Annotated in this window: 17 protein-coding genes; 7 read left to right on the top strand and 10 right to left on the bottom strand. The window is 65.7% G+C overall.

What is annotated here, in order from left to right; genetic code table 11:
- Positions 1–99 precede the first annotated feature (99 nt).
- The 3 genes from AC07WS_RS20830 to AC07WS_RS20820 all read right to left on the bottom strand — a co-directional run bounded on the left by AC07WS_RS20830 (position 100) and on the right by AC07WS_RS20820 (position 4,388).
- Positions 100–1,182, bottom strand: a complete 1,083-nt coding sequence (locus AC07WS_RS20830) for a DUF5694 domain-containing protein (protein ID WP_494730928.1) — start codon at positions 1,180–1,182, stop codon at positions 100–102.
- A 129-nt stretch (positions 1,183–1,311) separates the two neighbouring features.
- Entirely contained in the window at positions 1,312–3,729 is a 2,418-nt protein-coding gene (locus tag AC07WS_RS20825) for a putative bifunctional diguanylate cyclase/phosphodiesterase (RefSeq protein WP_494730927.1), read from the bottom strand.
- Between the two features lie 14 nt (positions 3,730–3,743).
- Entirely contained in the window at positions 3,744–4,388 is a 645-nt protein-coding gene (locus AC07WS_RS20820; protein ID WP_494730926.1) for a methylamine utilization protein, read from the bottom strand.
- 166 nt (positions 4,389–4,554) lie between these two features.
- On the opposite strand from AC07WS_RS20820, the gene AC07WS_RS20815 reads away from it, so the two are divergent.
- Positions 4,555–6,375 carry a GGDEF domain-containing protein gene (locus AC07WS_RS20815; RefSeq protein ID WP_494730925.1) on the top strand — a complete coding sequence of 607 codons (1,821 nt, stop codon included), beginning with the start codon at positions 4,555–4,557 and terminating at the stop codon, positions 6,373–6,375.
- 4 nt (positions 6,376–6,379) lie between these two features.
- Here the strand turns inward: AC07WS_RS20815 and AC07WS_RS20810 are convergent, their stop codons facing one another.
- From AC07WS_RS20810 to AC07WS_RS20780, 7 genes are all read right to left on the bottom strand, one after another.
- Complete coding sequence (locus AC07WS_RS20810; RefSeq protein WP_494730924.1) at positions 6,380–7,765, bottom strand: tetratricopeptide repeat protein; 1,386 nt, start codon at positions 7,763–7,765, stop codon at positions 6,380–6,382.
- A 106-nt stretch (positions 7,766–7,871) separates the two neighbouring features.
- The gene (locus AC07WS_RS20805; RefSeq protein ID WP_494730923.1) at positions 7,872–8,654 is read right to left on the bottom strand and encodes a metal ABC transporter permease; all 783 of its coding nucleotides are present in this window, start codon (positions 8,652–8,654) and stop codon (positions 7,872–7,874) included.
- Positions 8,651–9,556, bottom strand: coding sequence for a metal ABC transporter substrate-binding protein (locus AC07WS_RS20800; protein ID WP_494730922.1), 906 nt, complete (start codon positions 9,554–9,556; stop codon positions 8,651–8,653). Before AC07WS_RS20800 ends, AC07WS_RS20805 begins: the two co-directional genes overlap by 4 nt.
- A gap of 9 nt (positions 9,557–9,565) precedes the next feature.
- Positions 9,566–11,035: a hypothetical protein gene (locus AC07WS_RS20795; protein ID WP_494730921.1), complete on the bottom strand. Its 1,470-nt coding sequence runs from the start codon at positions 11,033–11,035 to the stop codon at positions 9,566–9,568.
- A 74-nt stretch (positions 11,036–11,109) separates the two neighbouring features.
- Positions 11,110–11,457 carry a hypothetical protein gene (locus tag AC07WS_RS20790; protein WP_494730920.1) on the bottom strand — a complete coding sequence of 116 codons (348 nt, stop codon included), beginning with the start codon at positions 11,455–11,457 and terminating at the stop codon, positions 11,110–11,112.
- A 55-nt stretch (positions 11,458–11,512) separates the two neighbouring features.
- Positions 11,513–12,133, bottom strand: coding sequence for a 3'-5' exonuclease (locus AC07WS_RS20785; RefSeq protein ID WP_494730919.1), 621 nt, complete (start codon positions 12,131–12,133; stop codon positions 11,513–11,515).
- 14 nt (positions 12,134–12,147) lie between these two features.
- Complete coding sequence (locus AC07WS_RS20780; RefSeq protein ID WP_494730918.1) at positions 12,148–13,398, bottom strand: Hsp70 family protein; 1,251 nt, start codon at positions 13,396–13,398, stop codon at positions 12,148–12,150.
- 191 nt (positions 13,399–13,589) lie between these two features.
- Here AC07WS_RS20780 and AC07WS_RS20775 point away from each other — a divergent pair, with 191 nt between their 5' ends.
- The 6 genes from AC07WS_RS20775 (at position 13,590) to AC07WS_RS20750 (ending at position 22,295) form a co-directional block, all read left to right on the top strand.
- On the top strand, positions 13,590–14,723 hold the full coding sequence (locus AC07WS_RS20775) for a LacI family DNA-binding transcriptional regulator (RefSeq protein WP_494730917.1): 1,134 nt from the start codon (positions 13,590–13,592) through the stop codon (positions 14,721–14,723).
- Positions 14,724–14,726: 3 nt separating this feature from the next.
- The gene (locus tag AC07WS_RS20770) at positions 14,727–16,892 is read left to right on the top strand and encodes an ATP-dependent helicase (protein WP_494730916.1); all 2,166 of its coding nucleotides are present in this window, start codon (positions 14,727–14,729) and stop codon (positions 16,890–16,892) included.
- 115 nt (positions 16,893–17,007) lie between these two features.
- Complete coding sequence (locus AC07WS_RS20765; RefSeq protein ID WP_494730915.1) at positions 17,008–17,535, top strand: OmpA family protein; 528 nt, start codon at positions 17,008–17,010, stop codon at positions 17,533–17,535.
- 159 nt (positions 17,536–17,694) lie between these two features.
- Entirely contained in the window at positions 17,695–19,146 is a 1,452-nt protein-coding gene (locus tag AC07WS_RS20760) for a catalase (RefSeq protein WP_494730914.1), read from the top strand.
- A 48-nt stretch (positions 19,147–19,194) separates the two neighbouring features.
- Complete coding sequence (locus tag AC07WS_RS20755; protein ID WP_494730913.1) at positions 19,195–19,926, top strand: hypothetical protein; 732 nt, start codon at positions 19,195–19,197, stop codon at positions 19,924–19,926.
- Entirely contained in the window at positions 19,923–22,295 is a 2,373-nt protein-coding gene (locus AC07WS_RS20750; RefSeq protein ID WP_494730912.1) for a hypothetical protein, read from the top strand. Before AC07WS_RS20755 ends, AC07WS_RS20750 begins: the two co-directional genes overlap by 4 nt.
- Positions 22,296–22,313 lie beyond the last annotated feature (18 nt).

Raw genomic sequence — 22,313 nt, 5'->3', positions numbered from 1 at the left:
CAAGGCTCAATGGCACCCGTCGCTGCAACGGGTGCCGTGGTAAATCATAGCTTGCTTTGTGACAAATAAGCAATGATAGGAAAGCGTTATCGGCGTGGTTTATTCGGCGCGCAGGATGGCGTCCGTACTGACCACGCGGACGTCGTGCATCTCGTTCAGGTAGGCCTCCAGGTAGCCTTTGTGCGACGCGCCGACGATGACCAGGGTGCGGCTGCCCGGCCGCAGCGACATCGCATCGCGGATGTTGGAGGCCATGCGCAGATTGCGCGTCTCCCAGTAGGCGACGTAGCCGCGCCCGAAATGCTGGGGCGATGGCTCTTCCAGCGCGGCGCCGAAGTCGGCACGGAATACCTGCTCGGCGGCGCCAGCGGCATTGTGCGCGCGGTACATCGCCAGCACGCCGGACGGTGTGCCCAACCCGTCGTGCAGCGCCTCGTCCTGGCGCCTGCGCGCCGCGACGACGGGGTTGTCCCATGCTTTCATGATCGCTTCGCCGTAGGCCTTTTCATCGTCGACGGGTGAATCGGACGTATGGTCATCCATCGGGTACACGCGCTCATGCCCGCAGCGCGCGGCAAGCGGCGCGGCGATTTGATAGTATTCATTGCGCTTCTGCTGCAAACCGTTGAGGATCTCCACCAGTTTGTCATTCAGTCCATCGCCGGCGTGCCGCTCTTCCGCCGGGAGGCGCAGCCATTGCACCATTGCGGACGCGGGTTCTCCCGCCGCCAGGAACAGCGATGCCAGCTTGCGCCGCTGCCCTGCCGTAGGCGCCGCCGGCCACGCGGCCAGCGTGCGATCCACTTGCGCGGTCGCGGTGGGCACGTCAAGGCCGGTGGCGCTGGCTGCCGGCGCGGTGTCCCAACAGTAGGACTTGATGGTGTCGTCATAGCGCTCGCGGTAGTTGCGCAGGTAGGCGCACTGCGGCCCGGACAAGGCTTCGATGGCGATGGCCTTGGGCTGCCAGCTCGCGAGGCGGTCCATCAGCAAACTCAGATTAGCGGGATCGAAGGACTTCGGCAGTTGCGACAGGTGTGCGGTGCCCAGCACCAGCAGCTCGTTCTGCGGCCCTCGTTGCAGCTTGAACGCGCCAGGCTTGAACTCCTGGCCAGGCGATTCGGCGGCGATAACACTGCCGCAAAACGCGGCGGCAACAAGAATACCTGCGGACAGACGCTGCATGGGACCTCCTGGGATAGATGGAATCGCGCTAGCTTAAGGAGGCTGCGGCTTGAGCGCGCAGATTATGCGACGTACCGCAGATTCCGCCGACCGAAATGCAAATTCGCAGGATGGGGTGCGCGGGGAGGATCAGTTGCCGATATCGATTTCGTTGTAGTCTGGCGCCGCGACGGCCATCGGCGGCTGCCACTTCTCCAGCCAGGCGATCAGCTGCTCGCCGGGGATGGGGCGGCTCATGAAGTAGCCCTGCCCCTGGTCGCAGCCCAGTTCCGCCAGCAGCCGCCACACGGCTTCGCTCTCGATACCCTCGGCCACCACGCGCAGACCCATGTTGTGCCCAAGGTCGATGGTCGAGCGGACGATCTTGGTGTCGCCGATGTCGTTCTCCATGTTCAGCACGAAGGACTTGTCGATCTTCAGTTCATTCACCGGCAGGCGCTTGAGGTAGGCCAGCGAGGAGTAGCCTGTGCCGAAATCGTCGATCGACAAATCGACGCCCATGGCGCTCAGGCGCTCCAGCGTGTGCTGGGCGCGTACCGGATCGTCCATGATGGCGCTCTCAGTGATCTCCAGGCAGAACGAGCTTGGAGCAAGCTTGTGGCGCGCCAGCGTGTCGGCAAACTTGGCCGGCAAGTCCTGGTCCAGCAAATCGCGTGTGGACAGGTTGACCGACACCTTGAGCGGATGGCCCTTGGCCGCCAGCTCCTGGCACAGCTCCGCCGACTTCTCCATCACCCAGCGCGTCAGCACGCGGATAAAGCCGGTCTGCTCGGCGAAGGGAATGAACTCGTCGGGGAACACGTTGCCGCGCTCCGGATGCGCCCAGCGCACCAGCGCTTCCATGCCAACCACCTTGCCGGTATCGAGCATGATCTTCGGCTGCACGTGCAGGCGGAACTCGTTGCGCTCGATGGCGTTGCGCAGTTCCGTCAACAGCGACAGGCTCTTTTCGCTGGACTTGTCCATCGCCGGATCGTAGACCACGGCGCCGTCGTTGCGCTGCTTGGCCGCGTACATCGCCACTTCGGCCATGCTGAGCAAGGCCTCGCCGTCGTTGCCGTGTTGCGGGTAGCCGGCAATGCCCAGGCCCGCGCCGATGTCCACCGTCTGGTCTTCCAGCGACAGCGGCGTCTCCAGCGCGGTCAGGATTTCGCCCGCCATGCGCCGCGCGGATTCGAGGTCGGAAGCAGGCAGCAGCACGGCGAATTCGTCGCCGCCCAGCCGCGCCACCTGCGCCGACGACTGGTGCCGGTTCGCCAGCAGCAGTTGCAAACGGCCGGCCACCTGGCGCAGCAAGGCGTCGCCGAAGCTGTGGCCCATCACGTCGTTGACGTGCTTGAAGCGGTCCAGGTCCATCATCAGCACGAACACGGTTTCGTCGCGCCGGGCCGCATCGGACAGCGCGTCGTTCAGCAGCAGCACGAACTGCGCGCGGTTCGGCAGGTTGGTCAGCGTGTCCCAGTACGCCAGGCGGCGGATTTCCTGTTCGCGCTTGGCGATCCCTTCGCGCATGGCGTCGAAGGCATGCGCCAGCGCGCCGATTTCGTCTTCGCGGCTGGTGTCGATCTGGCCTTTGTAATCGCCCTGCTCCAGACGCCTGGCGGTGACGGCCAGTTCGCTGATCGGCTGCGCGATGCGCTTGGCGGTGAACACGATGGCCAGCGCCGAGATGACGATGCCGCCCAGCGTCAGCGCGATCAGCCAGCGTTCCAGCCGGCTGTATTCGGCGGTCGCTTCGTCGATCGAACGGGCCAGCAGCACGTTGGCGGTCTGCCCGCCGTCCTGGCCGATCGCCAGCAGGCGCGCGCTGTATTTGCCGGCGTTGAGCGCCAGGTCGAACGGGCCGGCCGGATTGGGCGGCAAGGCCTGCAACTGGTCGATCACCGATTGCGCCACCGCGCCGCTGAAGGTCGAGCCGACGGCCAGCCATTTGCCCTGCGCGTCGCGGGTCAGCACGGTGGTGTCGAGCGCGCTGATCTCGCGCATGTCGGTGGCCAGCTGGCGGTCGATCGGGAAGGTCATCACGATCCAGCCAATGGTGGTCGGCGCCAGGATGGGCATGACCACGATCTGGTAAGGCCGGTGCTCGACGATGGCGATGCCGTTGGCGCCGCCCGCCGATTCGGCGGTATCGAGCATGCTGGCAACCTGCTTCTCCAGCGCGGCCGCCTGCTCAAGATTGGTGGCGACGCTAATCTTGCGCTCGGCGCTGATCAGCATCGACAACGAGGCGTGGATACGCTTGCCGCTGTTGTCCAGCGCCGACAGGATCGTGCTGCGGTCGTTCTCGTCGTTGTTGCCGATGGTGGCGACGAAGGCGGTGTCGCGCGCCAGCAGGCGGGCGCCGAAGCGCAGATTCTGTGCGTTCTGGTCGAGCAGGCGGCGGAACACTTTGGCGCCGTTACCCAACTCGCTGCTGATGGACAGCCGCGCGTTGTTGTCGATGCCGCGCTGGATCACCAGCAGGCCGATCACCTGCACGGCCACGATCAGCACCAGGAACAGTGTGACGATCCGGCTCTCCAGGCTGCGGAAGCGCATGCGCATGCTCGGGCTATCCCTTAAAGAGTGGTCGACGAGGCGTCGTCGGCCACCGTCGGTTTCATCGGCAGCTTGAAGGCGGCGCTGGCCGGCGCGTCGCCCGCCTTCACCGTCACCAGCTGCTCCGGCGTGGCGCCGCCCACCGTGTTGTAGTGCCAGGCCCGGACCACATACCTGCCGCCGGCCGGCAGCTCGACGTGGGCGGCGCCGGCGGCGTCGGTCTTGGCGAAGTACGGCGTGTCGACCACTTTGACATAGGCCAGCATCTTGTCGTGGATATTGCAGCCCAGGACCACGGTGCCCGCCTTGTCGAAGACCTGCGGCGTGGCCGACTGGCCGGAATACAGCTTCTGGTCGAACTTGTGGGCCGGCGAGAACGAATAGATGTGATGCCGGACCTTGTCGTTATTCGGGAAGAAGATCTTGGCGCCGGTCTGGACCACGGTGACCAGCGGCAGAAACTTCAAGCCCTTCTGCTCGATCTCCGCCGTGCCCGGCGCGCGGCCGCCAGCCGGGCCACTCTCCGGCTCGACATAGACCACGGTGTCGGCCAGCGCCTTGCCGCCGGCGTCCTGCACCAGCACGGTGACGCCGGTGGCGCCCGCGCTGGCCGCGCTCAGCAATAACAGGGGGAATACGGTCTGGCGTAAAACTTCTCGGAGCATGGCTGGCCTGGTCTCGGTTTAACGGTTCAGCTCAGATTGTAGCGCTTGGGAAAAAATCTACGGAGCGGTTTTTCTCAAATTGTCGTAAATTATTTCCATAGGTCATCATGTGGTCACAAAAGCGGCTTAGGATCACGCAGTTAAACCGACTTTGGCCAGCCTTCCCGTGAAAACCGTACTCAGCTCCAACATCAGCTATCTTCAGCCCAAGGCCGAGGATGAGGAGGCGGTGCTGCGCGCCCATCTGTTCGATATCCTGACGCGCCGCCAGCTCAGCGCGCTTTTCCAGCCTATCGTGCACATGCAAAGCGGCGAGATCATCGCCTACGAGGGCTTGATACGGGGACCTTCCGACAGCCCGCTGCATGCGCCGATGAACCTGTTCAAGGTGGCGCGCGCCAACGGCCTCACGGTCGAGGTCGAACACCTGTGCCGGCGCGTGGTGCTGGAGCGCTTCGCCGAGCTCGACCTGCCGGGCAAGCTGTTCCTCAACGTCAGCCCGGAATGTCTGCTGCAGCGCGACGCACGCCACGGCGAGACGCTGGAGTACATCCACCAAATCGGCATCAACCCGGATCGGGTCATCATCGAGCTGACCGAAAACCAGCCCACCTACGACTACGAGCTGATGCGCGAAGCGGTGCTCCACTACCGCAACATGGGCTTCCAGATCGCCATCGACGACCTGGGCGAAGGCTTCTCCAGCCTGCGCCTGTGGTCGGAGCTGCGGCCCGAGTATGTCAAGATCGACATGCATTTTATTCAAGGCATCAACCACGATCCGGTCAAGCTGCAGTTCGTCCGTTCGATCCAGGAGATCGCCGACAAGTCCGACACGCTGGTCATCGCCGAGGGCATCGAGACCCAGGCCGAGCTGCTGGTGCTGCGCGATGTCGGCGTCGCCTTCGGCCAGGGCTACCACCTTGGCCGGCCGCACGCCCAGCCGGCGCGCGCGGCGCCGGCCGAGGTGGTCAAGGCGCTGGCGCGCAACGGCGTCGCGGTCTATCCGCAGCGCGGCGGCGAGAAGAACGGCGCCAGCATCTCCAAGCTGCTGCACCAGGTGGACGCGGTGCCGTCGAGCATGAGCAACAACGAGGTCTACGAAATCTTCGTGCGCCATCCCAAGCTGCTGATCATCCCGGTGGTGGACGACGGCCTGCCGCTGGGCCTGATCAGCCGCTTCGACATGATCGACCACTTCGCCCGTCCCTACCAGCGCGAGCTGTACGGCAAGAAGTCCTGCAAGCAGTTCATGGACAGCAACGCGCTGATCGCCGACAAGGACACCAGCCTGCAAGACCTGAGCTTCCGCATGGCGCAGGCCGACGCCCATCAGCTGTTCAACGGTTTCATCATCACCGACCAGGGCCGCTACCTGGGCATGGGCACGGGACACGACCTGATGCGCGAGATCACACAGATGCAGATCACGGCGGCGCGCTATGCCAATCCGCTGACGCAGCTGCCGGGCAACGTGCCGATCAACGAGCACATCGACCGGCTGCTGGAGAGCGGCGCGCGCTTCTGGGTCTGCTACTTCGACCTCGACCATTTCAAGCCGTTCAACGATGTGTACGGCTACCGGCGGGGCGACGACGTGATCCAGCTGACCGGCAAGCTGCTCGGCGAGCGCACCGACGCCGACCGCGACTTCGTCGGCCACATCGGCGGCGACGACTTCATGGTGCTGTTCCAGAGCGAGGATTGGGAGGCGCGCTGCAACGTCATCCTGCAGGAATTCGAGCGGCACGTGCAGGATTTCTACAGCACCGAAGACCGCGAGCGCGGCGGCTATCTCAGCGAGGACCGCCAGGGCAAGAAAGTGTTTTATTCGCTGATGAGCTTATCGATAGGCGCGATCCGCGTCGATCCGCACAAGTACTACACGCATCACCAGATCGCCACCGCCGCCGCGGAATCGAAGAAGCAGGCCAAGAAGATCCATGGCAACAGCCTGTTCATGGATCGCCGCCGGCAAGAGGGCTGAAGCGTCATACCGGCCGCGCTGGCGTGGCGTGCGCCGCCCGCCAGCGGCGAGCCAGCTCGGAGGCAGCTTCCATCGCCTGCGGCGTCAGGTCCAGTTCGGATTTCTTGCGGTTGCTGGCAGCAGCCAGTTCGCTGGCCTCGGCCGCCAATGTCAGCCACATGCAGGATTTTTCATCGTCGCGCGCCACGCCGCGCCCGCTGCCATACATGCCGCCCAGGTTGAACTGCGCCAGCGCATGGCCCTGTTCCGCCGCCTTGCCGTACCAGCTGACGGCCAGCTCCTCGTCGCGCGCCACGCCCAGGCCGTTGGCGTACATCACGCCCAGGTTGTTCTGCGCGCTGGCATCGCCCTGCTCGGCCGCGCAGCGATACCACGCCACCGCCCGCGCCTCGTCCTTGGCCACGCCGTGGCCGTTGGCGTACATCACGCCAACGTTGAACTGGGCGCTGGGCGCGCCCTGCTCGGCCGCCATGCGGTACCACTCCAGCGCCCGCTGCTCGTCGCGCGGCACGCCGCGTCCGCGCGCGTACATGCCGCCCAGGTTGTACTGAGCCAGCACGTGGCCGGACTCGGCCGCCCGGCGATACCATGTGAAGGCCAGCTCGTCGTCGCGCTCCACGCCCTTGCCGTTGGCCAGCATGATGCCGAGGTTGAATTGCGCGTCCGCGTCTTCCTGCTCGGCGGCGCGCAGCAGCCAGGCGTAGGCGCGCAACTGGTCGGCCGCCACGCCCTGCCCCTCGGCATAGGCCACGCCCACCAGCCTTTGGGCCACGGCGCATTCCTGCGCCGCCGCCTGGCGGAACCACGCCAGCGCCTGCACATCGTTGCGCGCCACGCCGTGGCCGTGCTTGTACATCAGACCGAGATTGAGCTGGGCGCAGGCATCGTTCTGCAGCGCCGCCTTGCGAAACCAGGCCAGCGCCAGCGGATAGTTGCGCCGCACGCCCATGCCATGGACGTAGGCCTCGCCAAGCAGGGTTTGCGCGCTGGCCACGCCCTGCTCGGAAGCGCGGTAGAACCACGACAAGGCGGTCTCGTCGTTGCGCGCCACGCCGCGCCCTTTTTTGTACATCTGTCCCAGATTTTGTTGGGCCGATACCTCGCCCTGCAGCGCGGCTGCGCGGAACCAGCGCACGGCTTCCTTGTCGTTGTTGGCGACACCGCGGCCGTTGTAGTACATCACGCCCAGGTGGTTCTGCGCGAACGCCAACCCCTGCTGGGCCGCCTTGAGCATCCAGTAGAAGGCGCGCACTTCGTCGCGCGCCACGTCCTGCCCTTTTTTATAGACCAGTGCCAGATTGAACTGGGCGTAGGGATTGCCGCGTTCAGCCGCCTCCCGGTACCATAAAAAGGTGTCGTAACCTGCCCTTGCCGAGCTTTGATTCTTCATGGTACACCTCTGGCCAACACCACAACAATGTTGGTTAAAGTGTAAAACGCGGTCCCGGCCAGAGTTTGACCGCGCTCAAACGGACCATGATGAAATGTTATCGCTTTTAGCGATGCGCGACCCGGCGCGCACCGCTGGGCTTGGGACCGCATGCATACACGGCGATCGCCAATGCCGTCAGACACCAAACGATCAGGGCGCCCGATGGCAGGTCGTACAGCGTGGACAACACCAGCCCGCTGGCATAACCCGCCGCACCGATCAGATAGGCCAGCACCAGCCGTTTCTTGCCGACATAGTGGCGCACCGCCAGGCCGGGTACGATCAGGCTGGTGAACACCAGGTACACGCCCACCAGTTGCACCGACGCCGTCACGGCCAGTGCGAAGATCAGGTAGAAGCCCAGGCGGCTCAGGCGTTCGCGCAGGAAGTACAACAGTCCGCAGATCACCACCGTGCCCACCGCCGGCAGCAACAGCTGGTCATAGCGCACCCACAGGATCTGCCCGGCGAGCAGATCCTGCAAATGCTCGCCGCCGTGCGGGTTGTGCGCCACCAGCAGCAGGCCCGCCGTCGCGGCCAGGATGAACATCACGCCGATCTGCGCTTCCTGCACTTCCGGCCAGCGCTTTTCGGTCCAGGTCAGCAGCAGCGCGCCGCACACGGCGGCGGCCGCGGCGGCGGCCTGCACCGCCCAGCTCTGCGGATCGAGCTCGGCGGCGCCGGCGATGATCACGCCCAGCGCGGCGATTTGCGCGATCGCCAGATCGATAAACACGATGCCGCGCTTGAGCACCTGCGCGCCCAGCGGCACGTGGGTCAGCAGCACCAACAGGCCGGCCAGCAGCGCCGGCACGATGATCATCAGATCGAGCGATTCAGCGTTCATTTATTGGCGTCCATCAGGCGTTGTACAGTCGAATCGAACAGGCCGAACAAGTCCTTGCTCTTGTCGTCGCCACCCACGGAGAACGGCAGCACCACCGCCGGTATCTTCGCGTGCTCGGATAGCCACTGCGATGCGCGGCCGTCCTGGTAGGCGGCGCGTATTACCATTTTGGCCGGCGCGCGCTGCAACTGCGACAGCAGCTCGGACAGATGGGCCGCGCTCGGCTCCACGCCCGGCTTGGGTTCCAGCGTGCCGACCTGATGCATGCCGAGCCAGCCCATCAGATACTCCATGTTCTTGTGGTGCTCGACCACGGCCACGCCCTTCAACGGCGCCGCCTGCTTCTCCCACTTGATCATGGCCGCATCCCAGCGCGCCGAGAAGTCCTTCTGCCGCGCCTGGTAGTAGGCGGCGTTGGCCGGGTCCAGCTCGGCCAGGCGTTTGGCCAGCGCCACGGCGACCAGCGCGATGTTGTGCGGGTTCTGCTGGATGTGCGGATTGCCGGCGGCATGCACGTCGCCCTCGCTGCGGTCGACCTTGTTCGGCACGTCCAGGCGCGGCACGTAGGCGCCCGCCTCGAAGTTGCCCGGCTGGCCGGCGGCGATCTTGCTGTTGCCCGATTGCTGGACCAGCACCGGCAGCCAGCCCACTTCCAGCTCCAGCCCGGTGCACACCAGCAGGTTGGCGTTGCGGGTGCGCGCGATCAGGCTGGGACGCGCTTCGATGCGGTGCGGGTCCTGCAGCGCGTTGGTGGCGCTGGAGACTTTCACCTTGTCGCCGCCGAGCTCGTTGGTCAGCGCCTCCCATTCCGGCTCGCAGGCCAGCACGTTGACGGCCGCGTGGGCCGAGGTGGCCGCCACGCAAGCGGCGGCGATCAGCAGATGTTTGAGTGTGCGTTTCATGCCTGCTCCTTAGAACGAGTGGGCCGCGTGCGTGCCCAGGCTCATGATGTATTGAAGGAAAATCTGATTGTCGGTCGCGCCGGGACGGGACTGGTCGCGCGCCAGCTGCAGGCGCAGGCGCGAGAACTCGGACGGGCTGTAGTCCACCATGAAGCTGCTGCGCGATGGGTTGTAGGCTTGCAGTATCGGCAGGTTGGCCCAGGCCAGCGCGCCGCTGTCGATCAGGCCGATGCGCGGCGAACCGGACGACAGCCGGTCGTAGCGCAGGCCCGCGCGCCAGGTCGGCATGAACTGGTAGACCCCTTGCAGGTACCAGCCCGACTGCACGCTGCGATAGCTGCCGCTGGCCGCCGCGTCGGTGTCGACCGCGTAGTTCAGCGTGCCGGTTTCCTTGCGGCGGAAGTACTCGCCCTGCAGCTTGAAGTTGGTGTTGGTCGGGTTGCCGTTCGGCGCCCATTTGTAGATCGCGTCGGCGATCCAGGTGTTGGACTTGCCGCTGAAGTTATTGCTCAGGCCCTCGTCCTCGTAGGCGCGCTTTTCCGCGGCGGTGTGCAGGTAGGACAAGCCGGCACGATAGCTGGACGATGCGCCGATATCGTCGCCGATGTGGGCGAATACGCTGACGGCGCCCGCGCCATTCTTGTTGCGGTCGTTGCCGGGGAAGGCCGCGCCGCTGCCCGCTTCCACGCCGAGCTCCACGAACTGGTCGAGCGGCGCCAGCCACTTGGCCTGCACGCCGTCCGGCTTGTACTGGCCGCCCAGGAAGGCTTGATACGCCAGCGGCGCATCGACGAAGTCCCAGGTGTGGGCATGCTGGCCATTCAGATATCCAATGGAAGACAGGAAGCGGCCGGCCTTGACGTTCAGCCCGTTCGCCATCGCGCGCGTCTGGATGAACGCTTCTTCCACGCTGACCTCGTTCTCGCCGCTCAACGAGAAGGTCAGCTGGCCGGCGAACTGCGGATCGATATTGGCCGCCATGGTCAGCTCGGATTCGCCCAGGCTGAAGCCGCGCTTGCCGGGGCCGACCTCGCCGCCGCTCGGCGCGAAGCCTTGCAGGCGGTACTGGGTCGGGTCCTGCTTCAGGTTCTGCAGGGTGCCGCCCAGGATCATCGAGATGTTCGGGTTGAACAGGTTGCTTGCCGGGTTAGCGCCGCCGACAGACGCCGCGGCGCCTGGCGCGGCGGGCGGCTCGACGTAGGCGGCCACGGCAGGTGCGGTGACGGCCGGTGCCGCCGCGGCGGCCGGCGCAGCCGCGCCAATCGTGGCGAGCTGCGCCTTGGCGGCGGCGGTATCCGACTGCGCCTGCTGCAGGCGCTGTTCCATGGCCTGCAAGCGGGCCTCGTAAGCGGCCTTCATCTCGCGGATCTCCGCGCGGATTTCTGCCAGTTCCTTCTGTTCCTTCTTATCTGCGGCATAGGCCTGCGGGGCCGCCACGGCGGCGCTCAATGCGGCCGCGAGTACGCTGTGTTTCAACATGTGATTTCCTGTGGATAGCTACGATAGAGCGCGCCCCTGCTCAAGCGGCAGCGGCGCGGATCAAGTGTGTGCGATCAGGACAGGAAGGGCGGCGCTCGCGATCGGAAGCCGCAGACGGTGCGCTGACAATCGAGCGGCACCGGCGCGTGAATGACGGCCACCGAGGTATTGGCAGCCAGCGGGAAGGAGTAGAAATGAGTATCGGCGGCGGAGGCGATCTGCGCAAACGCCAGGCATTGCGCGCAATTGTGATCGAGCCCCAGCTTGGTGATGCTGCTGGCATCTTCGTCCTGCTGCGCGGCGGCCTGCACCACGCCGGTCGCGGCCGAAGCGTGCGACAGCGCGTGCGAGTACCCCATCTGCTGGGAGAACACCAGCAGAAGCGACAGCAGCACATAGAAGAAGTTGCGGCGTATATTCACAAAATACCAACTATCGATACATCAGTGCCGGTATTGTAATGCGAGCCACGGATTTTTAGCGTACTTTTTGTTTTTCGAGGAAGGCGTGCACTTTGGCGGCCGCCAATTTGTTGATCGCCACCAGCAGCGAGGTATCGACGCCGCCTATGCCATAGGTCGATCCGATGTGCTTGCCGATATGGATCAGCACCTCGGCCGCCACCTCCGCATCGGACTCGGCCCGGTGAGCCGCGCTCTTGAAGCGGATGCCCAGCTGGTCCGACAGGTTGCCCAGCTTGTAGCTCGGCAGCTGGGGGAACACGCGGCGCGACAGCTTCAGCGAACACACCAGCGCCTGATAGCCGGGCGTCAGGCCCAGCCGGGCAGCCTCGGCGCGCAGGAATTTATCGTCGAAGCTGGCGTTGTGGGCCGACAGCGCATCGCCGCCGATAAAATCCAGCAGCTCCGGCACCACCCGCGACACCGGCGGCGCGCCGTCGACCATGGCCTGTGTGATGCCGGTCAGGCCGGTGATGAAGGACGGTATGCGCACATTGCAGTTAATTAGCGACACATAGCGGTCGACCACCCTGCCGCCGACGATGCGCAACGCCGCCACCTCGGTGATGCGGTCGCCCATGTCGGGCGACAGGCCGGTGGTCTCGAAGTCGAGCATGACGATGGGTTGGTCGAGCATGGCGTTCCTTTTAGTTAGCCGAACTTGCGCACGGCATCCAGCGCCAGGCCGGCGCCGATACTGCCGAATAGGTCGCCTTCGACCTTGCGGGCCGACGGCACCAGCGCGCCGATGCGCTCGCGCAGCATGCGCACGCCGCTGGAACCGCCGGTGAAGAACACCGTGTCCACATCGGCCGGCGCCACGCCGGCGTCGCGCAGCAGGCCCAGCACCGTGCTCTCGACCGAGCCGACCAGGTGGCCGATGGCGTCGTCGAACTGCGCGCGGTCCAGCTCCAGCGTCACGGCCGGCGACAAGCGGTCCAGCTCCAGCGTAACCTTCGGCGCGTCGGACAGCGCGATCTTGCCCTCTTCCGACTTCATCGCCAGCCAATGGCCGGCGCGCTGGTCGATCAGCTTCTGCAGGCGGCCCAGCTTTTCTTGCTCGGCCGAATCGCGCAGCAGGTCGGACAGCTGGGTCCACATCTTCTTGGTGTAGGCCTGGTTGATGGTGTGCCAGGTGGCCAGGTTGAAGTAGTAGCTGGACGGCACCTCGCTGTTGTTGCGCAGGCGGCTGCCGTAGCCCAGCAGCGGCATCACGGACGACAGGCTCAGGTATTTATCGAAGTCGGTGCCGCCGATGTGCACGCCGCCGTTGGCCAGGATGTCGTCGCGCCGCTCGGTCTTCTTCGCGCGCTCGGGCGACAGGCGCACCAGCGAAAAGTCCGAGGTACCGCCGCCGATGTCGGCGATCAGCACCAGTTCCTCGCGCGTGATCTGCGACTCGTAGTCGAAGGCCGCGGCGATCGGCTCGAACTGGAAGGCGATATCCTTGAAGCCGACGGAACGGGCCACCTCGGCCAGCGTATCCTCGGCCAGCTGGTCGTTTTCCTTGCTGTCATCGATGAAATGCACGGGACGGCCGAACACGGCCGACGTGAACTGGCGCCCGGCCGACAGCTCGGCGCGGCGCTTCACCTCGCCGATGAACTGCGACAGCAGCGCGCGGAACGGCAACGCGCGGCCGCCCACCTCGGTCTGGCCGTCGATCAGGCTGGTGCCCAGCAAACTTTTCATGGAGCGCATCAGGCGCCCCTCGTAGCCGGCCAGATATTCGGCCAGCGCTGCACGTCCGAAGGTAACCTCTTCGTCCTCGGCGTTGAAGAAAACCACCGACGGCAAGGTGGTCTTGCCCTCTTCCAGTTCCAACATCACCGGGTGGCCGGGACGCACCCAGCCCACCGTGGAATTTGACGTGCCAAAATCGACGCCGCAAGCATTGGCCATGTCGACCCTTCACGTGAATAAAGGGGCGTTATCTTAGCAGAAAACCCCGGCCGACAGGGAAAATTGCAGCGGGGCCACACCCGACCCGATATTTCTTAAAAGAAAAACGATTATAGTTGCCAATGAGTAAGATTTTGATTATGCTGAATTAACTAACATACATGCAAGCCGCAGCCTGCAGGCCAGAGACAATGACCAAATCCAAGCCGACTATCCAAGTCTGCGCGACTGAACACAAAGCCAGCATTGCCCGTGAAGCCCGCCGCGTCACCTCGTATGACGTGGCCATCGTGGCCGGGGTGTCGCAATCGGCGGTGTCGCGCTGCTTCAAGCCCGGCGCCAGCGTGTCCAAGTCCACCCACGCGCGGGTGATGAAAGCCGCCGCACTGCTGGACTACATTCCCAACGCCGCCGCCCGCAGCCTGATCACGCGCCGCTCCAACATGGTCGCGGTGCTGATCACCAACAAGTCCAATCTGTACTACCCCGAACTGCTGGCCGAACTGAGCCAGCAACTGAGCGCGCTGGGCAAGCGCGTGCTGCTGTTCCCGCTGGCGCGCGAGGCCGATGTCGACCGCGTGCTCAACGACGTCTGGCAATTCCAGGTCGACGGCGCGATCGTGGCCGCCCGCGTGTCCGACGAGCACGTGGCCGAGTTCGAACGGCGCGGCATGCCGCTGGTGCTGTTCAACCGCACGCTGCGCAACCAGTCGGTCAACACCGTCACCTGCGACCACCTGGAAGCGGGCCGCATGCTGGTCTCGCGGCTGGCGGCTGCCGGCCACCGCCGCTTCGGCATCATCGGCGGCACCACCGACACCACCGTGGCCGGCGAACGACGGCGCGGCGCCTGCGAACGGCTGGCCGAGCTGGGCCTGCCCCCGCCGGTGATCGTGCCGGGCGAATACGACTACAACAGCGGCGCCACCGGCCTCAAGGCGCTGATCGAGGAAATGGGCGGCGTGCCGGACGCCATCATCTGCGGCAGCGACGTGATGGCGATCGGCTGCCTCGACTGCGCGCGCCATGAACTGGGCATCGACGTGCCGGGCCAGATGTCGGTGGCCGGCTTCGACGCGGTCGAGCCGTCCAACTGGCTGAGCTACAACCTGACCACGCTGCGCCAGCCCATCCCCAAGATGGCCGCCGCCGCCGCCAACCTGCTGTGCGCCGTCATCGACAGCCGCGAAACGCTGGTCGAACGGCGCGTGTTCAGCGCCCAGTTCATCGAGGGCGCCACCGCGCGCCTGCACGTAAAGCCGGCCGCGCCCGCGCCGGCCACGCAGTCCGCCGCCGGCAACCGCACGCCGGTCGCTATAATGTGACGGATGAATGATGCCAACCCTCCCCGCTTCACCCCGCAAGGCCTGATCCCCACACCCGAGCAGACCGCCATCCAGCTGGCGCAGCACAAGGTGGTGCTGGTGGACGCCAACGCCGGCGCCGCCAAGACCACCACGCTGGCGCTGCGCATCGGCGAGGCGCTGGCGCGCAAGCTGGCGCCGGAACAAATCCTGGCGCTGACCTTCACGCCCGAAGCGCGCGACGTCATGCGCCAGCGCTTGCTCGACGTGGGCGTGCCGCACGCGCTGGCCAGCCGCGTCGCCGTGCTGACCTTCGAGGACTTCGCCGCGTTCCAACTCGACAGCATCGACGGCGACGGCCTGCGGCAATGCGCCGAGGCGCGCCAGCTGAAGGACTACGCGCTGGCCGCGATCGACCGCGTGGCCGAGCGCTACGCCGGCCGCCTGGACGGCCTGGACCTGCAAACCCACAGCATCGCGCTGGCCCAGTTCCTCGACGTGCAGCTGCAGCTGAAGGCGACGATGGCGCTGGCCGCCGACGTCGAATACATGGGCAACGAGGACATCGCCGAGTCGATGGGCGTGCCGCTGACCGACTACCTGACCACGGTGGAATACGAAACCCTGCGCCTGGACGGCGGCGCCGGCGCGGTGTTCCGCGGCCCGTTCGACGCCACCTACGACCTGGCCTGCAACCTGCAGGCGGGCGCGCGCCTGGCCGAGCACTTCCCCGACTACCGGCTGGTGCTGTGCGACGAGCTGCACGACCTGAACGAGGCGGCCTTCCAGATCCTCGACGCGCTGATCGCCAAGCCGCAGTGCTTTTTCGTCGGCGCCGGCGACAAGGACCAGGTGATCCACGCCAAGCTTGGGGCCAGCGAGGAATACCTGAACCGCCGCTTCGGCCAGAACTACCCCAAGCTGGTGCGCTTCCCGCTGACCTACACCTACCGCCACGGCCCGCACCTGGCCTACGCGATGGCGGAGTTCAAGCAGAAGCCAGTCGAATCGAGCCTGCCGCTGCACACCGAGATCCGCCACGCCCACTACGACAACGCCGCCGCCTGCGCGCAGCAGGCCGTGGCCGCGATCCGGCAATGGAAGGCCGACGGCCACGCGCTCGACGGCTGCGCCATCCTGATACGCGACCGCCATCAGTCGATGGCCATCGAGAACGCGCTGATCGAAGCCGACATCGACTACCGCACGCCCGCCATGGCCGGCTACCTGCAGCGCGACGAGATCCTGTTCCTGCGCGGCCTGCTGGCGATCGCGCTCAAGGATTTCAGCGCCGTCAAATCGGAGCAGGTACGCACCGCCATCGTCGACGCCATGGTGGCCTTCAGCGAGATGCGCTTCTCGGCGCGGCGCATGGACAACTTCAAGGCGCAGATCATCAAGGACCCGGCGCTGCTGGGAGAACTGTTCCACATCGACGACGAACAGCGCGACGGCGACGAGCCGAGCTACCGCGACGTCGCCAGCCTGGCCACCAAGCAGGCCGTCATCGCGACCATCGCCTGGCTGACGGAGGTCGATCCGGCCACGCCGGCGGCGGCCGTGCTGACCGAGATATGCGAGCGCGTCAAGCTGGTGGCGACCGCGCGCCGCATCTTCGTGCGGCCCTACGAAGCGGGCGTGGTCAACAAATCGGTGGCCGGCCTGCTCGACGCGGCGGCCGCCTCCGGCCACACGCTGGCCGAGTTCTGGGCTACGCTCAACGCGCGCGAAGCCTTCGTGCGCCGCAAGCGCGACCGCAAGGCGGTGCTGATCGAATGCGTGGCCAACGCCAAGGGCAAGGAGTTCGAGCACGTGATCCTGCCCTTCCTGCAGGCCGACGAATTCCCACATCCGACCCAGCCCAAGGCCGAAGAGGAAAACCTGTTCTACGTCGGCGCCACCCGCGCCCGCGCGCGCCTGACGCTGCTCTCGCCGGCCGACGCCGCGCTGCGCAGCGGCTTCATCGCGCAGATGCGCCTGGCGAAATCGACCGCCGCGGCGGAAGCAGCCATCGCCCGCAATCAGGCCGCGCCGGCCGCCCCTGCGGCCGCGCGCCAGTACCTGACCGCCGCCTACCAGCAGAAGGACCAGGTCAAGGCATTGGGCGCCCAATTCGACATCACGCGCCGCGCCTGGTACGTGGAAGCGGGCAAGGATTTGGCGCCTTTCTCGCCTTGGATAAAAAAATAATGCAGCAAGTCAATCTTTCTGAGGGAAACCCTTATATAATGTCGGTCGCGGCTGGTGTCCAAGCCTCACACCCCATGCAAGTCCAAAACAATTGAACTATTTCGGGAGTATTTCCATGAAAGCACAACAAAAAATCCTGCTGGCATCCTGCGCACTGGCTGTTCTGAGCGCTTGCAGCACCCCTGCACCAGTCGTCGCTCCAGCACCGGCTCCAGAGCCAGTCAAAGCTGCGCCGGCCGCACCAGCACCAGCTCCAGTGGCCGCGCCAGTCGCCGTGTCGCTGCCAGCGTACCTGGACCCGAACAGCTCGATCTACAAGAACCGCAGCGTGTTCTTCGACTTCGACAAGTACAACGTCAAGCCTGAGTTCAACGCCCTGGTCGCGGACCACGGCAAGTTCCTGTCGTCGAACCCGAACGTGTCGATCAAAGTCGAAGGCAACACCGACGAACGCGGCGGCGCCGAGTACAACCTGGCCCTGGGCCAGCGCCGCGCGCAAGCCGTGATCACCGCCCTGAAAGTGCAAGGCGTGAAAGACGGCCAGATGGAAGCCATCAGCTACGGTAAAGAAAAAGCCTCCGGCAGCGACGACGCCACCCGCGCCCAGAACCGCCGCGCAGACATCGTCTACCCAAGCAAGTAATACGCTACATCCTTCGGCAACATCAGGTAGTATCGAACGCCCGGCCCAACAGCCGGGCGTTTTTGTTTTGGGGCTCTCCCGAAAGAGAGCTGTGCAAGAGCAAGGTGTTCGTTATGCTGCGATTTTCCATTCACCCTCAAAACCGCTGAAGGAAGTTTCATGAAAAACCTCACCACCGCTGCCGGCGCGCCGGTCGTCGACAACCAGAACACCCAGACCGCCGGCCCGCGTGGCCCGGTGCTGCTGCAGGATGTCTGGCATCTTGAGAAGCTGGCCCACTTCGCGCGCGAGGTGATCCCCGAGCGCCGCATGCACGCCAAGGGCTCCGGCGCCTTCGGCACCTTCACCGTCACCCACGACATCAGCAAGTACACGCGCGCTGCGCTGTTCTCCGAGGTCGGCAAGAAGACCGACATCTTCATGCGCTTCTCCACCGTGGCCGGCGAGCGCGGCGCCGCCGACGCGGAACGCGACATCCGCGGCTTCGCCGTCAAGTTCTACACCGAGCAAGGCAACTGGGACGTGGTGGGCAACAACACGCCGGTGTTCTTCTTCCGCGACCCGCTCAAGTTCCCGGACCTGAACCACGCCGTCAAGCGCGACCCCAAGACCAATCTGCGCAGCGCCGAAAACAACTGGGACTTCTGGACCCTGCTGCCGGAGGCGCTGCACCAGATCACCATCGTCATGAGCGACCGCGGCATCCCCAAGGGCTACCGCAACATGCACGGTTTCGGCAGCCACACCTTCAGCTTCATCAGCCCGAAGAATGAACGCTTCTGGGTCAAGTTCCACTTCGTCTGCCAGCAGGGGATCCGGAACTTCAGCGACGCCGAGGCGGCCGACGTGGTGGGCCGCGACCGCGAAAGCTCGCAGCGCGACCTGTTCGACGCCATCGAGAACAAGGACTTCCCGCGCTGGAAGCTGGCGGTGCAGATCATGCCGGAAGCCGAAGCGTCCAAGGTGCCGTACAACCCGTTCGACCTGACCAAGATCTGGCCGCACAAGGACTATCCGCTGATCGACGTCGGCGTGCTGGAACTGAACCGCAACCCGGAGAACTACTTCGCGGATGTCGAGCAGTCGGCCTTCTCGCCGGCCAACGTGGTCCCCGGCATCAGCTTCTCGCCGGACAAGATGCTGCAATCGCGCCTGTTCTCGTACGGCGACGCGGCCCGCTACCGCCTGGGCGTGAACCATCACGCGATCCCGGTCAATGCGCCCAAGTGCCCGTTCCACAGCTATCACCGCGACGGCGCCATGCGCACCGACGGCAACCACGGCGCCAGCACCTCGTATGAGCCGAACAGCCATGGCGAATGGCAGCAGCAGCCGCAGTTCGCCGAACCGCCGCTGTCGCTGGAAGGCGCGGCCGGGCACTGGGATCATCGGGTCGATACGGACTACTATTCGCAGCCGGGCAATCTGTTCCGCCTCCTGACGGCCGAGAAGAAGCAGCTGCTGTTCGAGAACACGGCGCGCGCCATCCACGGCGTATCGAAGGCCGTGCAGCAGCGGCACATCCACCACTGCACCCAGGCCGATCCTGCCTACGGCGCTGGCGTGGCGGCGGCGATCGCCGCATTGGAAAGCACACAATCAATCTTGTAAAAACAGTAAACATCGGTAAAATGGGGCACCTTGTCGCCCCGTTTTCCGATGCCTTCCCTTCTTCTTCGCCTTGTCCTCAGTACCCTGCTGCTTTGCCACTGCGCCGCCCGCGCGCAGACAGTCGCCTGGCTGTGGGACGAGGCTCTGCTGCCTTCGTGGTCCACCACCGAGGCGGCGGTCCTGCAACGCCACGTCCTGCTGACCGGCGACGCCGTGCGCACGCGTCCGCGCATGCGCCAGCCCGCGATGCCCGCCGCCACGCGGGTGACGCCGGTGCTGCACGTCGAAGTCAGCACCGTCAATCCGCCGCAGGATATTGAGGCCAGCCGCGCGATCATCGTGCAGGCGGTGCTCGACGCGGCCGCCGCCAGCACCTCCGGCTGGGTGCAGCTGGACATGGAAGCCAAGCCGTCGCAGCGCGAGTTCTATCGTTCGCTGGTGCGGCAGCTGCGCGGCGCGCTGCCGCCGCAGATCAAGTTGAGCGTGACCGCGCTGGCGTGGTGGTGCCGTTCGCCGGCCTGGCTGGACGGACTGGCCGCCGACGAAGTGGTGCCGATGTTCTTTCGCATGGGCAGGGACAGCGCCACCATGCGCGACATCGTAGAACAATCGCCCGCCACGCTGCACGCCAGCTGCCGCGCGGGCAGTGCGGGCTTCTCACCGCAAGAACCCTTCGCGCCGCAGGTGGCGGCGCGCTATCGTAAAACCTACTGGTTCGACCGCTACGCGTGGAAGCGCGACGGTGCGGACCTGCCGCCGCTTTCAAGGAGCACACCATGATCAAATCTCTTCGTCCACTCGTCATCGCTTCGGCGCTGCTGGCCTGCGCCCACGCCGCCGCCAGCGGTGGCGGCGCTTGGGATTCCTACGTCAGCCGCAGCGGGCCGGATATCGCGCTGGGCCGCTATCAATCCGGGGAACTGGGCGTGCTGCTGCCAAGTTATGACCGGATGTACCTGTACACCGCCTGGCGCACCGTGCAGCTGGGCGCCGACGGTTTGAAGACCGTGCCCAATCCGCAGGGCGGCCTGCTGCGCGCCATCGGCAGCCATAACGGCGGTTGGGTCGATGCGTCCGAGGGCAAGAAGGTCTATGGCGCCTGGCAGGCCGCCGTCGGCGCGGCCTTGAAGCAGGCGCCCGCCGCGCCCAAGAGCGACGACAGCATGGCCAACGGCTATCTGAATTGTCCGCTCGGCGGCTACACCTTCGCCACCGCCACGCTGAACGATCTGGCGCGGCGTCCCGATGCGACGCCGGCGCGACTCAACACATGGGTGGCGACGCAGCGGCAGGTCTTCAAATTCTGCGGCGACGATGCGGACGCGCCGCGCAACCGCTTCGACGAAACCAAACGCGCGATTCCGTCGCCGGCCGAACTGCCGGCGACGGAAGCGCCGTACTGGCGCCAGATGCAGCAATATCAGCTGGCTTCCGCCGCTTTCTACGGTGAGAACTACGCCTTGAGCAGCAGCCTGTTCGCCAGGATCGGCGCCACCGACAAGCATCCGCTGCGCCAGTGGGGCGAGTATCTGAGCCTGCGCTCGCAGGCGCGCGCCGCCACGTTTGTGCCCGGCCCGAACGCCGAGCAGGCGATCTGGCAGGAGCGCCTCGACGCCAAACGCGAAGGTCCCGCCGCGGCGGCGGCACGGCTGGCGGCGGCGCAGAAGAAGCTGGCGACGATACAGGCCAGCGCCGATCATATCCTCGCCAACCCGGAGCTGGCATCGCTGCATGAAGCCACCCGCGCCATCGTGCGCAGCATGCAGGTGCGGCTGACGCCAACGCTGCGCTTCGCGGAGCTGAGCAAGCTGCTGGACGATCCGCGCGCCAATCCTTATCAGGACGATCACCTGGGCGACTGGCGCGTGCTGGCCAACGAGCTGCTGCAAGCGCCGGTTGCCGACCAGCCCGACGCCCGCCCCGCCCTGCGCGCCAGCGCGGGCTTCATCGACTGGCTGCAGACCGTCCAGCAATGCCAGGAGTACCAGGCCAAGCGCAGCTGCGCGGTGGAGCGTGCGCACGCCATCGACCTGTGGAACCGCTACGCCAAGGAAGGCAACAAGGCGCAGGCGCGTGTGTGGCTGCTGGCCACCGTCATGCTGTCCGAGAAGCTGACGCCGGAACTGGAGAAGGCCGCGCAGCAGGTGGCGTCCGGCACGCCCGAGTACCTGACCATGCGCCACGCGCTGGCCCGCCACTACCGCTTGAACAACCAGGCCGACAAGGCGCGCGCGGTTGGCGATGCGGTGCTGAGCAGCCCCGCGCTGGCGGCCAGCAATTCGAGCAGCACGCGCAACCAGTTCCTGCAGGAGCGCTTCGCGGTGGCGTCGTCACCGGCGGATGCGGCCAACTATCTGCTGCGCGCCGCCAGCCGCGATCTCGATCCCGACACCGGCGAACTAGCCAAGTCCGGCGAGGAAGGCGGCGCCGACAAGGTCCGCGTGGACATCGCGGCAGATGGCACGCGATGGCTGAACAGCGGCCTGTCCGTGGCCGACCTGTCGGCGCTGGCCGCGAACAGCAAGCTGTCCAAGCCTTTGCGCACGCAGATCGCCGTCGCCGCGTGGATGCGCTCCGACCTGCTGGGACAGGACGAAGCCGCGTTGAGCGCGGCCCAGCAGATCGAGCAGAACGCACCGGCGCTGGCGCCCGTCATGCAGAAGTACCGCAAGCTGGCGGGCACGCCGGAGCACCGCTACTGGATGCTGCTGAACGCCTTGAAGTACGGCCTGTCGCCGATGTACAGCAGCGCCACCGCCGACATCGCGCTGCGCGCGCCGGACGACACGCTGGCCGACCTGTGGTGCAAGCTGCCGTCGAAGGCTGGCGCCAACTACGGCGAAAATACCGAAGCCGAACACACGCTGCCGATGCCGGACCTGGGCAACGGCGCCGCGCGCGACAAGGAACTGGCGCAGCTGGCCAGCCTGAAGACGGCCACCGGCTACATCGGCGATTACGTCATGCAGCGCGCCGCCACCGTGCCGGCTGACCCGGAGCTGCCGTGGCTGCTGTACGTGACGGTGCAATCGACGCGCGGCGGCTGCCTGGACGCCGATGCCAAGACGCTGTCGAAAAGCGCCTTCACGCTGCTGCACAAGCGCTACAAGAACAACGAATGGACGCGCAAGACACCGTATTTCTATTGAGTGGCGTCAAACGCGGGA

This window comes from Duganella sp. GW821-FHT01E12 (genome assembly GCF_059422325.1).
Note: the sequence above shows the minus strand (reverse complement) of the source record. Positions and strands in the feature narration are given on the sequence as shown.

What these genes read in the sequence shown, in the direction of transcription:
- AC07WS_RS20830 (WP_494730928.1), bottom strand. Translation starts at nt 1,182, where the DNA reads ATGCAGCGTCTGTCCGCAGGTATTCTTGTTGCCGCCGCGTTTTGCGGC.
- AC07WS_RS20825 (WP_494730927.1), bottom strand. Translation starts at nt 3,729, where the DNA reads ATGCGCATGCGCTTCCGCAGCCTGGAGAGCCGGATCGTCACACTGTTC.
- AC07WS_RS20820 (WP_494730926.1), bottom strand. Translation starts at nt 4,388, where the DNA reads ATGCTCCGAGAAGTTTTACGCCAGACCGTATTCCCCCTGTTATTGCTG.
- AC07WS_RS20810 (WP_494730924.1), bottom strand. Translation starts at nt 7,765, where the DNA reads ATGAAGAATCAAAGCTCGGCAAGGGCAGGTTACGACACCTTTTTATGG.
- AC07WS_RS20805 (WP_494730923.1), bottom strand. Translation starts at nt 8,654, where the DNA reads ATGAACGCTGAATCGCTCGATCTGATGATCATCGTGCCGGCGCTGCTG.
- AC07WS_RS20800 (WP_494730922.1), bottom strand. Translation starts at nt 9,556, where the DNA reads ATGAAACGCACACTCAAACATCTGCTGATCGCCGCCGCTTGCGTGGCG.
- AC07WS_RS20795 (WP_494730921.1), bottom strand. Translation starts at nt 11,035, where the DNA reads ATGTTGAAACACAGCGTACTCGCGGCCGCATTGAGCGCCGCCGTGGCG.
- AC07WS_RS20785 (WP_494730919.1), bottom strand. Translation starts at nt 12,133, where the DNA reads ATGCTCGACCAACCCATCGTCATGCTCGACTTCGAGACCACCGGCCTG.
- AC07WS_RS20780 (WP_494730918.1), bottom strand. Translation starts at nt 13,398, where the DNA reads ATGGCCAATGCTTGCGGCGTCGATTTTGGCACGTCAAATTCCACGGTG.
- AC07WS_RS20775 (WP_494730917.1), top strand. Translation starts at nt 13,590, where the DNA reads ATGACCAAATCCAAGCCGACTATCCAAGTCTGCGCGACTGAACACAAA.
- AC07WS_RS20770 (WP_494730916.1), top strand. Translation starts at nt 14,727, where the DNA reads ATGAATGATGCCAACCCTCCCCGCTTCACCCCGCAAGGCCTGATCCCC.
- AC07WS_RS20765 (WP_494730915.1), top strand. Translation starts at nt 17,008, where the DNA reads ATGAAAGCACAACAAAAAATCCTGCTGGCATCCTGCGCACTGGCTGTT.
- AC07WS_RS20760 (WP_494730914.1), top strand. Translation starts at nt 17,695, where the DNA reads ATGAAAAACCTCACCACCGCTGCCGGCGCGCCGGTCGTCGACAACCAG.
- AC07WS_RS20755 (WP_494730913.1), top strand. Translation starts at nt 19,195, where the DNA reads ATGCCTTCCCTTCTTCTTCGCCTTGTCCTCAGTACCCTGCTGCTTTGC.
- AC07WS_RS20750 (WP_494730912.1), top strand. Translation starts at nt 19,923, where the DNA reads ATGATCAAATCTCTTCGTCCACTCGTCATCGCTTCGGCGCTGCTGGCC.